Below are 15,991 nucleotides of genomic sequence, written 5' to 3' on the forward strand. Positions count from 1 at the left end.
AAAATGTTTTAAAAAATAAATTCAATAAGGTAAAATATAAAATAAGCGTGCCACAGAAAGAGGATTGTCAAGGAAATGAATGATTTTGATGCGAAAGTAAAAAAATTTATCATAAAACATCAATTAATTCCGGATGAATCCCATATATTAATTGGGGTTTCGGGGGGACCGGATTCCTTGGCTCTTTTGCATTTTCTGAAAAGGATTCAAGAGGAAATGCAGCTGAAACTCACTGTTGCTCATGTTGATCATATGTTTCGGGGAGAAGAGTCCTATGAAGACATGAAGTATGTAGAAAAGATTTGTCGCGAATGGAATATCCCGTTTCATGGGGAGCGCATAAATGTCCCAAAAGAAATTAAGAAAAGAAAGTCTGCAAGTTCAGAAGCGGTCGCCAGAGAACTGCGTTATACATATTTTGCATCAATAATGGAAAAATATCATATTCCGATTTTGGCACTTGCCCATCATGGTGATGACCAAATTGAAACCATCTTAATGCGGTTAACAAGAGGAACTACATCAAAGGCGGCAGGTATACAAGTAAAACGTCCTTTTGCCGATGGAGTAGTCATTCGACCTTTTCTATGTGTAACAAAAAATGAAATAGAAAAATATCTGGAGCATTATCGACTACAACCCGTTTATGATCCGACGAACAAATCGGATATTTATACACGAAATCGTTATCGAAAATATATTTTGCCATTTTTAAAAAAAGAAAACCCTAATGTTCATGTTCATTTTCAACGATTTAGTGAACAATTAATGGAAGATGAAAAATATTTAATGGAGCTAACAAAGGAAACATATAATAAAATTGTTATTGAGGAAAAAGTTGGACTTACATTATCAATAAAATTGGGTGTTTTTTTAGAAAGTCCTTTGCCTTTACAAAGGAGATGTATTCATCTAATATTAAACTATCTCTATCAAAATCGTCTGCCTGAAAACCTATCGGCTAACCATATAGATGCCATAATCGAGTTAATAAAAAGTCCGAATCCATCCGGTGAATTGCATCTGCCGGATAAACTTAAAGTTTATCGGTCCTATGAAAAATGTATTTTCACGTTTTCCTTAGAAAAAATTGAACCATATATATATACTTGGCAGGAAGGTGAAACAATCACTTTACCTAATGGATCTCAGTTGAAAATGTTTGTTGCAGATGATGAAGTAAGGGTTGGAAATGAATATTTTATGTTAGATGATAACACAACTTTCCCTTTATATGTACGGTCAAGGAGAAACGGTGATCGAATTCGTCTCAAAGGAATGAAAGGATCAAAAAAAATCAAATCACTATTTATCGATAATAAAATTCCGATTCCGGACAGGGATACATGGCCGATTGTCACTGATCGACAAGGCGAAATATTGTGGGTACCGTTATTGAAAAAATCCAAGTACGAATCATCTCGAATGATTAAGGGGAAAACATTGATATTACAATACATAAAACAGTCAGACTTCTGGGAGGAGCAAGGTTAATGAATCAAGATATTGAAAGAGTGTTAGTTGGAGAAGCAGAGATTCAGTCCAAGATCCGTGAGATCGCAGCTATTCTTACCGAAGAATATAAAGATCGTTTCCCGTTAGTTGTCGGTGTATTAAAGGGTGCATTGCCGTTTATGGCCGATTTAATCAAAAATATGGATACATACTTGGAAATTGATTTTATGGATGTATCAAGCTACCATGGGGGGACGGTTTCCAGTGGAGAAGTAAAGATTCTCAAGGATTTAGATACTTCCGTTGAAGGTCGGGATATATTGATTGTTGAAGATATCATTGACAGTGGGTTAACCTTAAAGTACTTAGTTGACCTATTTCATTATCGGAAGGCAAATTCTATTAAAATTGTCACGCTTCTTGATAAACCAGAAGGAAGGAAAGTTGATCTAAAGGCAGATTTATCCGGATTTATCATCCCAAATGAATTTGTTGTCGGCTTTGGACTCGATTATGAAGAAAAGTATAGAAATCTCCCGTATATCGGAGTATTAAAACCAGAAGTATATAGTAAGGAGGATTAAAGGAGATTTCGTTTAAAAGAGTGATTTAATTAAAGTTTTTTTAAAATAAATGGTATGGTTTACAATATATAGAGTAAGATCCAAAAAGAAAGCAGAATGCCTTGTCATGCATTCATTTACTATGATACTATGTAATAAGTTTGTTTCCCTTTGAGAGGAGGTCAAGGATGAATCGGATATTTAGAAATACTGTTTTTTACTTGCTTGTATTGTTAGTTTTAATCGGAGTAATTAGCATATTCACAGGCGGTCAAGAAACAAATGAAAAAATGACATATAATGAGTTCATCACACATCTTGAAAAAGGTGATGTGGAGAAATTTACTGCACAACCTGAAAGACAGGTTTACTTGATTACTGGTAAATTGAAAAACGCTGAAAATAATCAAGGCTTTACTGTAAATGTTTGGAACAGTCCAACAACATTAGAAAGAATTGAAAGTGCAGCAAACCAAACAAATACTAACTTTGAATTTGCAATGGCGAAAGAGACGAGCGGATGGGTTCAATTATTGACCTCAATGATTCCGTTCATTATTTTAATTTTCTTCATTTTCTTCTTGTTAAATCAATCCCAAGGCGGCGGCGGTCGTGTCATGAACTTTGGGAAAAGCAAGGCGAAATTATATAATGATGAAAAGAAGAAAGTCCGTTTTAAAGATGTAGCCGGTGCTGATGAGGAAAAACAAGAGCTGGTTGAAGTCGTTGAATTCTTAAAAGATCCACGGAAATTCTCAGAACTAGGTGCAAGAATTCCAAAAGGCGTATTGCTCGTTGGTCCTCCGGGAACAGGTAAAACACTTTTAGCCCGTGCTGTTGCAGGAGAGGCCGGGGTCCCGTTCTTCTCAATCAGTGGTTCGGATTTTGTTGAAATGTTTGTCGGGGTCGGTGCTTCCCGTGTGCGTGACTTATTTGAAAATGCGAAGAAAAATGCACCATGTATCATTTTTATCGACGAAATTGATGCGGTCGGTCGACAACGTGGCGCAGGACTTGGCGGCGGTCACGATGAACGTGAACAAACCTTGAACCAATTGCTGGTAGAAATGGATGGATTCAGTGCGAATGAAGGGATTATCATTATTGCTGCTACGAATAGACCGGATATTTTAGACCCTGCATTATTGCGTCCTGGTCGATTTGACAGACAAATAACCGTTGACCGTCCGGATGTAAAAGGGCGTGAAGCAGTACTGCGTGTACATGCCAGAAATAAACCGCTTGATGCATCTGTAGATTTAAAAACAATCGCAATGCGTACACCGGGTTTTTCCGGAGCGGATTTGGAAAACTTATTGAATGAAGCTGCTCTGGTAGCTGCAAGAGCAAATAAAAAGAAAATTGATATGAATGATATCGATGAAGCAACCGACCGAGTAATAGCAGGTCCGGCGAAAAAATCTCGTGTCATCTCTGAAAAAGAACGGAATATTGTCGCATACCATGAAAGTGGTCATACCGTTATCGGACTTGTTCTGGATGAAGCAGACATGGTTCATAAAGTAACGATTGTTCCGCGTGGGCAAGCAGGTGGTTATGCTGTTATGCTACCGAAAGAAGATCGCTATTTTATGACAACACCGGAATTGAAAGATAAGATTACCGGCCTTTTAGGTGGTCGTGTAGCAGAAGAAATTGTATTTGGTGAAGTAAGTACAGGTGCTTCCAACGACTTCCAACGCGCCACAGAGATTGCTCGTCGAATGGTAACGGAATTTGGAATGAGTGAAAAATTAGGACCATTGCAATTCGGTCAAACGCACGGTCAAGTCTTTTTAGGAAGAGATATTAATAACGATCCAAACTATTCTGATAAAATTGCTTATGAAATAGATACAGAAATCCAAAGAATTATCAAAGAATGTTATGAAAAGGCAAGACAGATCTTAACAGAAAAGAGAGATAAATTAGAAGTTATTGCACAAGCACTCCTAAAAGTTGAAACACTTGATGCCAAGCAAATTCGCCATTTATATGACCATGGTCGCCTTCCGGATGAAGAAGAAGGAAAAACGGAAGAAGTCGTTAAGCCATGGGAAATAAAAAACAACGAAAAGTCTGATGTAAAAATTAATATTTCACCAAAAGAAAGTCCGATCCAAGCGGATGAAGAGCAAAAACCAGAATAATATTGAAAAAATAAGCTGCCCTAGCCGTCAGCTTATTTTTTTTACAGAATGAGAAAATGTTTTGGCCAAAAACTTAGATAAGTTTTGCTGCCTAGTTCCGGGACCTTGCAGTTTTCTTACCGGGAATAGACTTTAAAACGTTTTTCTTTAAGTAGATTTTATGGTAATATTTCTTTGATTATCGTGAATTGTTTATCCCCTCTCTACGGGGATTTATACAAACTCATTCTAATACATAAAAAGTTGGTGAAAATATGATTTTAGTTCTTGATGTGGGGAATACAAATATCGTATTGGGTGTGTATGAAAAAGATGAATTGAAACATTATTGGCGAATTGCAACGAACAGGAATAGTACGGAGGATGAATATGGTCTATTGATAAAATCATTATTTGAGCATGAAGGTACATCCTGTCAAGATATTAAAGGGATTATTATTTCATCTGTTGTTCCGCCAATTATGAATGCTTTAGAAAGAATGTGCACAAAATACTTTGGAATAGAGCCGTTAATTGTTGGACCGGGAATCAAAACCGGATTAAATATAAAATACGAAAACCCAAAAGAAGTGGGGGCCGATCGGATTGTTAATGCTGTAGCAGCCATTCATGCATACGGAAGTCCGTTAATTATTATCGACTTCGGTACAGCAACAACCTATTGTTTTATTGATGAACAGGGACGATATATGGGTGGTGCCATTGCTCCGGGTATTAACATTTCGACAGAGGCACTGTATACAAAGGCGGCAAAATTACCAAGAATTGAAATTGTCCCCCCAAGTAATATTGTTGGGAAAAATACGATTGAAGCGATGCAGTCCGGAATTATTTACGGCTATGTCGGACAGGTTGAGGGGATTGTCTCGCGTATGAAAGCGCAGGCGAAAAAGCAGCCGAAAGTCATTGCCACAGGCGGTTTAGCCAATTTAATTGCACAGGAAGCAAAAATTATTGATATCGTTGACCCTTTACTAACCTTAAAAGGCTTGCATTTGATCTATAAACGAAATATGTGAACCGTTTATTTTGCACATCCGAATGACAATATGGAAGGAGAACACCAATGGATGATTATTTAGTAAAAGCAATTGGCTGTAACGGAGAAGTGCGGGCATACGCAATCCGATCAACGAATACAGTAAGTGAAGCACAAAGAAGACATGATACATGGGCGACAGCTTCTGCGGCACTTGGTCGAACAATCACAGCAGCTGCAATGATGGGGTCGATGCTTAAGGGAGACAGTCGTATTACTGTAAAAGTAGAGGGAGATGGCCCGCTTGGCGTAATACTGGTAGATGCAGATACTGTTGGAGATGTCCGCGGCTATGTTGCCAATCCCCATGTTGATTTTGAAGTAAATGAACTAGGCAAACTTGATGTAAGAAGAGCCGTCGGTACAAACGGCACGTTAACGGTTGTGAAAGATTTAGGACTACGGGAAAAATTTTCAGGGCAAGTCCCGATCGTTTCCGGTGAAATAGGGGAAGATTTTACTTACTATTTTGCAACATCTGAACAAGTACCTTCAGCTGTAGGCGTAGGGGTACTGGTAAATCCTGATCATTCCATATTGGCAAGCGGGGGATTTATTTTACAGATGATGCCCGGAGCAACGGACCAAACGATTTCAAAGATCGAAAATCACTTAAAAACGATCAAACCAATTTCAACATTAATTAAGGAAGGGTTAACCCCTGAGGAAATATTAGCTGAATTGTTGGGAAAAGAGAATGTCGAAATTCTGGAAACAGTACCGGTTAAATTTCAGTGTACCTGTTCAAAGGAACGTTTCGGGAATGCATTAATCAGTCTGGGAAAACAGGAACTGCAAGAAATGATTGATGAAGACGGGCAAGCAGAAGTCCAATGTCATTTTTGCAATGAAAAGTATTTATTTACAAGCAATGAATTAGAGAAATTAAAACAGCGGACAGAGGAAAAGTCCAGTAAGTGACAAATGATGAGTCAGGCCTTTATACCCGATTTTAACAGGATATAAAGATTAACTCCCGGGTTTACGGCGGATTTTTCGTAAAATAAGCCATATCGGATATTTTGAGCGTGATTTTTTAGGGGAGATAAGCCTCTTGGTATAAAAAAGTGGGAATAATATTAAGAATAAATTGACAAGAGGCTTTGTTTCGAGCTAAAATAAGATTAATCCAATTAATATACTAGGAATTAGGGGTGTAAACATGTCAAAATATGTTAATTCAATTACGGAATTAATCGGTCGTACGCCAATAGTTAAATTAAATCATGTTGGTGATGAAAATTCAGGTGAAGTATTTGTCAAACTGGAATACTTCAATCCGGGGAGCAGTGTGAAAGATCGGATTGCTTTAGCGATGATTGAAGATGCTGAGAAAAAAGGATTACTTAAAGAAGGCGATACGATTATTGAACCGACAAGTGGAAACACCGGAATCGGGCTGGCAATGGTGGCCGCTGCAAAAGGGTATAAAGCTGTTTTAGTTATGCCTGAAACAATGAGTATTGAACGGCGAAACTTACTGCGGGCCTATGGTGCAGAGCTGGTACTTACACCGGGACCTGAAGGCATGAAAGGCGCGGTAAACAAAGCAACTGAATTAGCGAAAGAAAATGGATATTTTATGCCGCAACAATTTGAAAACGGAGCAAATCCGGAAGTTCATAAATTAACAACCGGTCCTGAAATTGTTGAACAAATGGGTGATCAATTAGACGCATTTATTGCCGGGATTGGAACAGGCGGAACCATTACAGGTGCCGGTCAAGTTTTAAAAGAACAATACCCGGGTATAAAAATCTATGCTGTAGAGCCAAAAGACTCACCAATCTTGTCCGGGGGAAAACCGGGGCCACATAAAATTCAAGGAATCGGAGCTAACTTTGTTCCTGAAGTATTGGATACACAAATCTATGATGAAGTTATCCAAATTTCCACGGAGGAAGCTTTTGAAGCAGCTCGTAATGTAGCCCGTCATGAAGGGATTCTTGGCGGAATTTCTGCCGGTGCTGCGATTGCTGCGGCTATTCAAGTGGCGAAAAAGCTCGGTAAAGGGAAAAAAGTATTAGCGATTGTGCCAGATAACGGTGAACGTTACTTAAGTACGGCGTTATATCAATTTGAATAAATTTCTACTAACATCTCTCAAATCCTTTGTTGTTTGTTGTCTGCCGGTAAATGCAATGTATTCATGACAATCGTTTTTTTGATTGAGGAATATTGCATTTTACCGGGTACGGACAACTTTTTTTGTTTTTATCGCAATGTATGGCGATTTTTACCGAAAATAAAGGGCTTTTTCTGTGCTAACCGTTCTGTATATTGTGGCATAACTTGATAATTTGATAAAATGGTAATAGTTTTTGTAAGGGGAAGGTGGCTCAATCATGCAAGCTGGGAAATATGAACTGAATTTTAAAGAAAAAACATATATAATGGGGATTTTAAATGTAACACCGGATTCGTTTTCTGATGGCGGGAAATTTTACGAAAATACTTCCGCCATTGAGCACGCAAAAGAAATGGTTGCTCACGGTGCAGACATTATTGATATTGGCGGCGAGTCAACAAGGCCGGGCTTTGCACCTGTTTCGGCAAAGGAAGAAATAAATCGAGTAACTCCTATCATACAACATTTGGCTCCAACAATTGATGTTCCTTTATCTATTGATACATATAAGGCAGAAACCGCAAACGCAGCGATTGAAGCCGGTGCTCATATAATAAATGACATTTGGGGGGCAAAAAAGGATCCGGAGATTGCCGATGTGGCCGCTCAACATCATGTTCCCATTATTTTAACTCATAATCGGGAAAAGATAGATTATGAGTCATTTATACGAGACAGCTTATTTGATTTATATGAAAGCATTACAATTTGTAAAAAACGGGGCGTACAGGATGATCAAATTATCCTTGATCCGGGTATTGGCTTTGGAAAAACTTATGAACAAAACGTTGAAATGATGCAAAACCTTGATTTATTAGTTGGACTAGGATATCCTGTCCTTTTAGGTACATCAAGAAAGTCAATGATTGGATATGCACTTGACCTGCCAGTTTCTGAAAGGATGGAAGGCACCGGAGCTACGATCTGCTATGGTATTATGAAAGGATGTCAAATTATTCGTGTTCATGATGTAAAAGAAATGGCAAGAATGGCAAAGATGATGGATATTTTAATTAACGGTGTCAAGTCATCTGTCAATTAAAATCAAGAAATGTGGGGAAATCGATGGATCAGATTTATTTAAATCAAATGGAGTTTTATGGATACCATGGTGCATTACCGGAAGAAAATCGCCTCGGTCAACGTTTTATTGTGGATTTGGTCGTTGAATTGAACTTGCAAAAGGCCGGAAAAACAGATGATTTAAAGGAAACGGTCAATTATGCCGAATTATATGAACTATGCAAGGAAATTGTGGAGAATCGAAAATTTAAACTGATTGAAGCCGTTTCTGAAAAAATTGCCGATGAAGTGCTGCTTCAGTTTCCAAAAATTGAAAGGTGTACGATAAAAGTGACCAAGCCGGATCCGCCGATACCTGGTCACTATCGATCCGTAGCCGTTGAAATGACAAGAACAAGAAATACACTTGGTTAAGTATTAGTAGGCGCCGAGTATAAATTTTTCTTCCGTGAAAAGCAAATGACAAGCGGTTTGAAAAGGTAGTCTGTTTTTCCATGACATTTTTTCGAGAATGATTATTTTTTGAAAAAGTTAATTGAATACAAATAGCGGGAAGATGGTAAAATGAAGAATAGAGCGTTTCTTTCTCTTGGGTCTAACTTAGGTAAGCGAGAAGACTCACTTTATAATGCTATTAAACAATTAGAAGATTCCGGACATATCACAGTCGTAAACTATTCATCGATTTATGAAACGGATCCGGTCGGCTATACAGAGCAAAACTCTTTTCTAAATATGGTGATAGAAATAGCGACGGATTACCAACCGACAGTGTTATTGGAATCTTGCCTTGAAATCGAAAAATGGATGGGGAGAACACGAATCATACGTTGGGGACCTCGAAATATTGATATCGATATTCTATTATTTAATGATCAAAGGATTGAAACGGAAAAACTTCAAATCCCTCATCCGAGAATGGGGGATCGGGCATTTGTTCTCGTCCCTCTCCAAGAAATCGATTCGGAAATAATAATACCTGGGATTAATCAAACAATTAATGATATGGTTGAGAGGTTATCTACTAAAGGAGTTAGATTATGGAAACAGAAATCTGGGGAAGACGTATACGAGCTTTTCGGAAATTGAAAGGTTTCACGCAAAAGGAGTTAGCGAATGAACTGGGGATATCTGTTTCTGTTCTTGGAGAAGTTGAACGAGGGACAAGATACCCATCATCGGAACTAATGTCATGCATTGCTAGAATATTGAATATAAAGATGAATGAATTAATACCCGGCGATTGTAATAGAAGGAATACAAAATGATAAATAGGAGAAATAACGACATCTTTACATTTAAGCTGATTTTACTGCCTTTGTTTTGAGAGTAAGTAAGTGAGGGTATGAAAGGAAAACAGGAAGTAACGGCGCCCGTTTTACTCCTATGAGAATGAACCTTTGCGACATCAAAACAGAGGGTGAAAGTGTTTACTCGTTTGACAAGTGGATGTTTTTTCACCTATAATTACTTTTGTATGCTTTACTGCCAGTAAGATAAGATACTGGCAGTTTTCCTATTTTCTAAAGCTATCTATTTCTCGTAACTAAATGAATGATAAATAGAACGGGAAGTATATTGGCATGTAATCAAATGACAAAGATTTTTCAAGAAACTTCTTTGCTGGAATTTTTTACATAAATAATTTTGAAATTAAATGATGGAGATGATTGGGAATGAGTCATGAAGAGTTAAATGACCAATTAATTGTTCGGCGTGAAAAGATGGAAGAATTACGTGCAAAAGGGATTGATCCTTTTGGTAAACGTTTTGATAGAACACATAGTGCGATGGACCTCAAAAATGCCTATGGCGAAATGGAAAATGAAGAATTAGAAAGTAAAGAAATACGTGTCCAATTAGCGGGACGGATTATGACAAAAAGAGGTAAGGGGAAGGTCGGTTTTGCCCATATTCAAGATGTGACCGGACAAATTCAAATCTATGTCCGTAAAGATACCATTGGCGACGACCAGTATGCTATTTTTAAGACAGCCGATTTAGGAGATATAGTCGGAGTAAAAGGGATTGTATTTAAAACACACGTGGGTGAATTATCTATTAAAGTGGATGACTTCCAAATTCTAACAAAGGCTTTACGCCCATTACCTGATAAATTCCATGGGTTGAAAGATGTCGAACAACGATATCGTCAACGGTATTTGGATCTTATTGTAAACCCGGAAAGTAAAGACATTTTTGTTACCCGCAGCAAAGTAATTCAATCGATTCGCCGATTTTTGGATAATAAAGGGTACCTTGAAGTAGAGACACCAATGATGCACACCATTCCGGGCGGGGCTGCTGCACGTCCGTTTATTACCCATCACAATGCATTGGATATTGACTTATACATGCGTATTGCCCTTGAATTACATTTAAAACGACTTATTGTCGGCGGACTGGAAAAAGTGTACGAGATTGGCCGTGTGTTCCGAAATGAAGGTGTTTCGACCCGACATAATCCGGAATTTACGATGCTTGAACTATATGAAGCATATGCAGACTTTCATGATATTATGAATCTGACGGAAGATATGATTGTTCATGTTGCTCAAGAAGTGTTAGGCACGACAAATATCCAATATGGTGAATATAATGTTGATTTAACACCAAAGTGGAAAAGAATCCATATGGTCGATGCCGTTAAAGAATATGTAGGGGTTGACTTTTGGCAGGAAATGACTGTGGAAGAAGCACGTATCTTAGCTAAAGAACATGGGATAGAAATCACTGAACATATGGAAGTTGGTCATATTATTAATGAATTCTTTGAGCAAAAAGTGGAAGAAAAACTGATTCAACCGACATTTGTCTACGGTCATCCTGTGGAGATATCACCTTTAGCGAAGAAAAATGCAGACGACCCTCGTTTCACGGATCGTTTTGAACTGTTCATCGTTGCTCGTGAACATGCGAATGCATTTACAGAATTAAATGATCCGATTGATCAAAGAGAAAGATTCGAAGCCCAAGTGAAAGAACGCAGCCAAGGAAATGATGAGGCCCATGTAATGGATGAAGATTTTATCGAAGCATTGGAATACGGGATGCCTCCAACAGGTGGACTTGGGATTGGTATTGATCGTTTAATCATGTTCTTGACGAATGCACCTTCCATCCGGGACGTATTGCTCTTCCCAACTATGCGTCAACGATAACTAATAATTTAAATCAGGCTGCCTTCGATGAGATCAATAGAAGGTGGTCTTTTTTAATATTTTTTTCAACTGAATAGCCGCTTATTTAGCTAAATAAAATAGATAAAGATCCTATGATTAATCTAAAGTTCATGGTATGAGTTAAATTATTGTAGGCAGAATGATTTATTTTATCCCCCTTTTGGTGAATGAAAGTTAGGGCATTCACTTATCGATTTACTGACTTTATATCCTATATGATATAATGAAATAAATGAAAAATTTAGACAAGATTTTTTAATTTGGATGGCGTCTTACATGGAAGTAGTTTGCCAATAAGGGCGACCGGAATATTTGCTGTCGGTTTTGGCACGGCGGATAAATTGATGGATCCAGATCTCCGGGGAGAGGAGACTCAGGAGTTTTCGTTTATTATTTTTGAAAGCGCCTAACTTTTAAAAAATAAAGGATGAGTGTGTATGGTAACTATTTCTGATGTGGCGAAACTGGCACATGTTTCAAAAATGACTGTATCAAGAGTCATTAACCACCCAGAACAAGTCAGTGATGATTTGAAAAAATTGGTTTATGATGCAATGGAAAAGTTAAACTATGTACCGAATTATGCCGCGCGTGCACTGGTATCGAACCGTACTCAAGTAATCAAGTTCCTTATTTTGGAAGAAATGGATACAACCGAACCTTACTACATGAACTTATTGGCCGGAATTGCCAAAGAATTAGACAGGAACTACTATAGTTTCCAGCTGGTTACACGGAAATCGATGGATATTGGCCAGTGTGATGGTATGATTGCTACAGGTGTCCGCAGTTATGATTATGATACAATCTTAAAGGAATTCTCTAAGCCGATTATTTTGTTTGGCCAAAGTGACAGAGGGTATGATTTTATCGATGTGGACAATGAAAAAGGTATGCGGCTTACGACTAGGCACGTAGTTAGCTTGGGATTCGAAAAAATTTACTTTTTCGGAATTGATTTACAGGAACCGTTTATGTCTGCAAGGCTGAAAGGTTATTTGGATACGGTTAACTCATATGGATTACCAAATTATTTGTACAGGATGAAAAACAGTTCGAGAGTAGCCGAAAGAAATGCGAAAGAAATCTTGTCCAATTGGAAAGAAAAATGTGCATTTGTCTGTGCGAGTGACCGGATTGCCCTAGGTGTAATCAGGGCTGCGCAGTCATTACAGTTACAGATTCCCGATCAGGTTGCGGTTACAGGATTTGACGGCGTTTTTCTGGACCGGATTTCTTCTCCTCATATTACAACAATTCGTCAGCCGGTTGTCGAGATGGGGGAAGCCTGCGCCCGTATGCTGTTAAAAAAAATTCAGGAAGATGGCAAGGCACAAGGGCATCGGTTTTTTGAACCTGAACTGCTCGTGCGTCCGTCAACAGTTCATATATAGGGCGGCCTCCGAAACAGGCTGCTTTTTATTTTCTATTATCAAAGCCATGTCGGATAAAGGTGGAAGATAAAAGAACTGCGATATGAAAAAACCGGGTTGTTGCCCGGTTTTTAAAATATTTACCGAAAGAATATTTCATCCAATCTTCGCCATTCAGTTGTCAAGACTAAAAGCAGGTAATGCGGCAAGCCGGTGAGCAGTATGGCCTCATGTTAAATTTTGTTACCGCTAACATGAACATAACATCTGTTATTCATTTTTAGGTGATGGTACGCTAAAAGGAGTATGGAGTTAATCAGGGTAATGTTGATGAGATCCGAATGTTTATGCTTATTTTCTCACATATTATGCATACATACTAGAGTGACTGTGTCCATCAATCGAAATTAACTATTTTCAGCGGTCTTTCGTAGCCTATTTTATATGGGGATGTTTGCATAATATTTATAGAATGAAGCGACTCTTATTGTTACCATGGTTTACTTCATCAAAACAACTAAGGTGAGGAGGAACAATCATGGAATTAGCCGGAATTTTTCACCATCCATTCAGTGCGGATGCATATGTATATGACAAAGAAACGATGCATCTGAAGTTACGTACAAAAAAGAAGGATATTGCCGAAGTTCTACTTATTTGGGGTGATCCTTATTTATTTAAAAAGAATGAATCAGGGGAATATCACTGGCAGTATGAACAGCTAACAATGTCAAAGGTTGCAGAAACGGAAGCACATGATTACTGGTTTGCAGAAGTAAGACCACCGCATCGCCGCTTACAATATGCTTTTTTACTTACCGACCTGGATGGCAATCACATTTTTTACGGCGGTCGTGGCTTTTATCCGCCAAATGAAGATACACTAAATGTTCCTGATTATTATTTTAAATTTCCCTTTATGCATGGAACGGATATGTTTAAAGCACCGGAATGGGTTAAGTCAACGGTTTGGTACCAAATTTTCCCCGAGCGATTTGCAAACGGAAACCCGGATATCTCCCCAAAAAATGCTTTGCCTTGGGGGAGTAAAGACCCTGGCGTAAACGACTTTTTTGGCGGGGACTTGCAGGGGATTATCAACCATTTGGACTATTTGAGTGACCTTGGGATTAATGGAATTTATTTGACACCGATTTTTGAGGCACCATCCAATCATAAATATGATACAATTGACTATTTTGCCATCGACCCGCATTTTGGAGACAAGGAAACCTTCCGTAAACTTGTGAAAGAGGCACACAAACGGGGGATACGGATTATGCTCGATGCCGTATTCAATCACATTGGAAAAAACTCGAAGCAATGGCAGGATGTATTGAAAAACGAAGAAAACTCAATATATAAGGATTGGTTCCACATCCATTCTTTCCCGGTTCGTGAAGGAGAAAACGGCAATATTGACGGGCAAGATACACTCTCCTTCGATACATTCGCTTTTACAACGAGCATGCCGAAACTCAATACAGCCAACCCGGAAGTACAAAAATATCTACTTGATATTGCAACTTATTGGATTCGGGAATTTGATATTGACGGTTGGCGACTCGATGTGGCCAATGAAGTTGACCATACTTTCTGGAAAACTTTTCATCAGACGGTGGTAAAAGAAAAACCGGATCTTTTTATTCTCGGTGAAATATGGCATGATTCTTGGCCTTGGCTTTTAGGCGATGAATTCCATTCCGTGATGAATTATCCGTTCACACAGACGATTAGTGAATATTTTGTGGAAGAAAAAATATCTGCGGAAAAAATGATGTATAGCATCAATCAACAGTTTATGCATTATATGAAGTCAAACAATGAAGTCCTGTTTAATATGCTCGACAGTCATGATACACCGAGAATTTTGACCAAATGCGGCGGTGATAAACAAAAAGCTAAACTTGCCCTTGCATTTATGTTCGCACACACTGGAACGCCATGCATTTATTACGGGACAGAAGTCGGCATAGATGGCGGCGCTGATCCACTCTGCCGAAAATGTATGGTGTGGGAGGAAGACAAACAGGATCACGACATGCTCACCTTTATGAAAAAACTAATCCGGTTCCGTAAAGATTATCAATCGACATTGACATACGGCGATCTGATCTGGCTGAAAAATGAAAACGATAAAGAAGTGATCTGCTTCTTACGGAAAGACAAAAACCATACGTTACTATTTGCCTTTAATCGGTCCGCGGCGGAACAGTCCATTCCATGGAGTGATCTGAATGTGGATAATTCAAACTCTGTCAAAAATATTTGGGAAAATAAACCCGTTCAGGAAGATATACTTGTGCTTGCTCCTAAGCAATTTACTATTTTGGAAATAATAAATTAACTTTTCTCTATCTTGACGGCAGGTCTTGTGAAGTTTCTTATCCTTCAGTCAAGTCGAAGAAACCCCACTGACGGTAGTTTCCTAAAACAGCTGCTCTGCTCTCACCTAAGGGTTAGGCAGTCGCAGAGTTTTTATAAGGATGGGCGTAAAACCCCTACGCCTTTAGGCTAGGGGATGTAAGCCCTAACGACCTTGCTCTTGAATATATTTTAGGATAATCTCTTTGCTTACATTTCCAATACTACAAGAAAAATATCCATCACTCCAAAAGGCTCTTTCTTTCCAAAAATGTTGAGAAAGATATTCGTTATGCTTTTGCCACATTCGATAAGTTGTGAGTTGCTTCAATAATCTAACGATTTCAAGAATACTCCATTTCGGGGAATATCTGATTAAGATATGAATATGGTCTTGGTCTATTTCTTGCTCAATAATTTGCCAACCGTAATGATTAGCTATTGATTCGATTTCAGTTTTAATATCATCACCAACTTTTAATAATAACTTTTTTCGATACTTACAAACAAATATTAAATGGCATATAAGCAAATGTTTACTATGATTTTCAGAGATATATTCCATTACTTTTCCAAGCCTTTGCGAATTAGTTCGTAAACAGTGCCTGAAAAACTTTTAATATTATTCTTTTTTCGATATTCCTCAATCCTTACTACTAAATCGACAGGAAACTTAATTAATTTTGGTACACGTTCCATTTTACAATCCTCCTC

Annotated in this window: 14 protein-coding genes; 13 read left to right on the forward strand and 1 reads right to left on the reverse strand. The window is 38.2% G+C overall.

The genetic code is table 11. The features are described from left to right. Nucleotides 1-75 precede the first annotated feature (75 nt). The 13 genes from tilS to LIZ98_RS02655 all read left to right on the forward strand — a co-directional run bounded on the left by tilS (nt 76) and on the right by LIZ98_RS02655 (nt 15,260). On the forward strand, nt 76-1,494 hold the full coding sequence (gene tilS / locus LIZ98_RS02595) for a tRNA lysidine(34) synthetase TilS (protein WP_227138915.1): 1,419 nt from the start codon (nt 76-78) through the stop codon (nt 1,492-1,494). Beyond that, entirely contained in the window at nt 1,494-2,039 is a 546-nt protein-coding gene (gene hpt, locus LIZ98_RS02600) for a hypoxanthine phosphoribosyltransferase (protein ID WP_227138916.1), read from the forward strand. Before tilS ends, hpt begins: the two co-directional genes overlap by 1 nt. Before the next feature lie 167 nt (nt 2,040-2,206). Next, entirely contained in the window at nt 2,207-4,168 is a 1,962-nt protein-coding gene (ftsH, locus tag LIZ98_RS02605; RefSeq protein WP_227138917.1) for an ATP-dependent zinc metalloprotease FtsH, read from the forward strand. Between the two features lie 254 nt (nt 4,169-4,422). Continuing rightward, a complete protein-coding gene (locus LIZ98_RS02610) occupies nt 4,423-5,187 on the forward strand; it encodes a type III pantothenate kinase (protein ID WP_034766910.1) in 765 nt (254 codons plus the stop codon). 47 nt (nt 5,188-5,234) lie between these two features. Further along, a complete protein-coding gene (gene hslO, locus LIZ98_RS02615; protein WP_227138918.1) occupies nt 5,235-6,128 on the forward strand; it encodes an Hsp33 family molecular chaperone HslO in 894 nt (297 codons plus the stop codon). A gap of 241 nt (nt 6,129-6,369) precedes the next feature. Continuing rightward, nucleotides 6,370-7,293 (forward strand): cysteine synthase A, encoded by a 924-nt coding sequence (cysK, locus tag LIZ98_RS02620; protein ID WP_034766914.1) that lies wholly within the window; start codon nt 6,370-6,372, stop codon nt 7,291-7,293. Between the two features lie 259 nt (nt 7,294-7,552). Further along, entirely contained in the window at nt 7,553-8,377 is an 825-nt protein-coding gene (gene folP, locus LIZ98_RS02625) for a dihydropteroate synthase (RefSeq protein WP_227138919.1), read from the forward strand. 23 nt (nt 8,378-8,400) lie between these two features. Beyond that, nucleotides 8,401-8,772 (forward strand): dihydroneopterin aldolase, encoded by a 372-nt coding sequence (gene folB / locus LIZ98_RS02630; RefSeq protein WP_227138920.1) that lies wholly within the window; start codon nt 8,401-8,403, stop codon nt 8,770-8,772. Between the two features lie 150 nt (nt 8,773-8,922). After that, on the forward strand, nt 8,923-9,447 hold the full coding sequence (folK, locus tag LIZ98_RS02635) for a 2-amino-4-hydroxy-6-hydroxymethyldihydropteridine diphosphokinase (RefSeq protein WP_227138921.1): 525 nt from the start codon (nt 8,923-8,925) through the stop codon (nt 9,445-9,447). Next, entirely contained in the window at nt 9,399-9,626 is a 228-nt protein-coding gene (locus LIZ98_RS02640) for a helix-turn-helix domain-containing protein (RefSeq protein WP_227138922.1), read from the forward strand. The genes folK and LIZ98_RS02640 overlap by 49 nt, the downstream gene beginning before the upstream one ends. Before the next feature lie 408 nt (nt 9,627-10,034). Continuing rightward, on the forward strand, nt 10,035-11,519 hold the full coding sequence (gene lysS / locus LIZ98_RS02645) for a lysine--tRNA ligase (RefSeq protein WP_034766924.1): 1,485 nt from the start codon (nt 10,035-10,037) through the stop codon (nt 11,517-11,519). A 458-nt stretch (nt 11,520-11,977) separates the two neighbouring features. Beyond that, nucleotides 11,978-12,934, forward strand: a complete 957-nt coding sequence (locus LIZ98_RS02650; RefSeq protein WP_227138923.1) for a LacI family DNA-binding transcriptional regulator — start codon at nt 11,978-11,980, stop codon at nt 12,932-12,934. A gap of 517 nt (nt 12,935-13,451) precedes the next feature. Continuing rightward, nucleotides 13,452-15,260: an alpha-glycosidase gene (locus tag LIZ98_RS02655; protein ID WP_227138924.1), complete on the forward strand. Its 1,809-nt coding sequence runs from the start codon at nt 13,452-13,454 to the stop codon at nt 15,258-15,260. A 183-nt stretch (nt 15,261-15,443) separates the two neighbouring features. Here the strand turns inward: LIZ98_RS02655 and tnpA are convergent, their stop codons facing one another. After that, a complete protein-coding gene (gene tnpA / locus LIZ98_RS02660; protein WP_041844950.1) occupies nt 15,444-15,842 on the reverse strand; it encodes an IS200/IS605 family transposase in 399 nt (132 codons plus the stop codon). Between the last annotated feature and the right edge of the window lie 149 nt (nt 15,843-15,991).

It is taken from the genome of Caldibacillus sp. 210928-DFI.2.18 (genome assembly GCF_020554505.1).
Classification (GTDB): Bacteria; Bacillota; Bacilli; order Bacillales; family Caldibacillaceae; genus Caldifermentibacillus; species Caldifermentibacillus hisashii.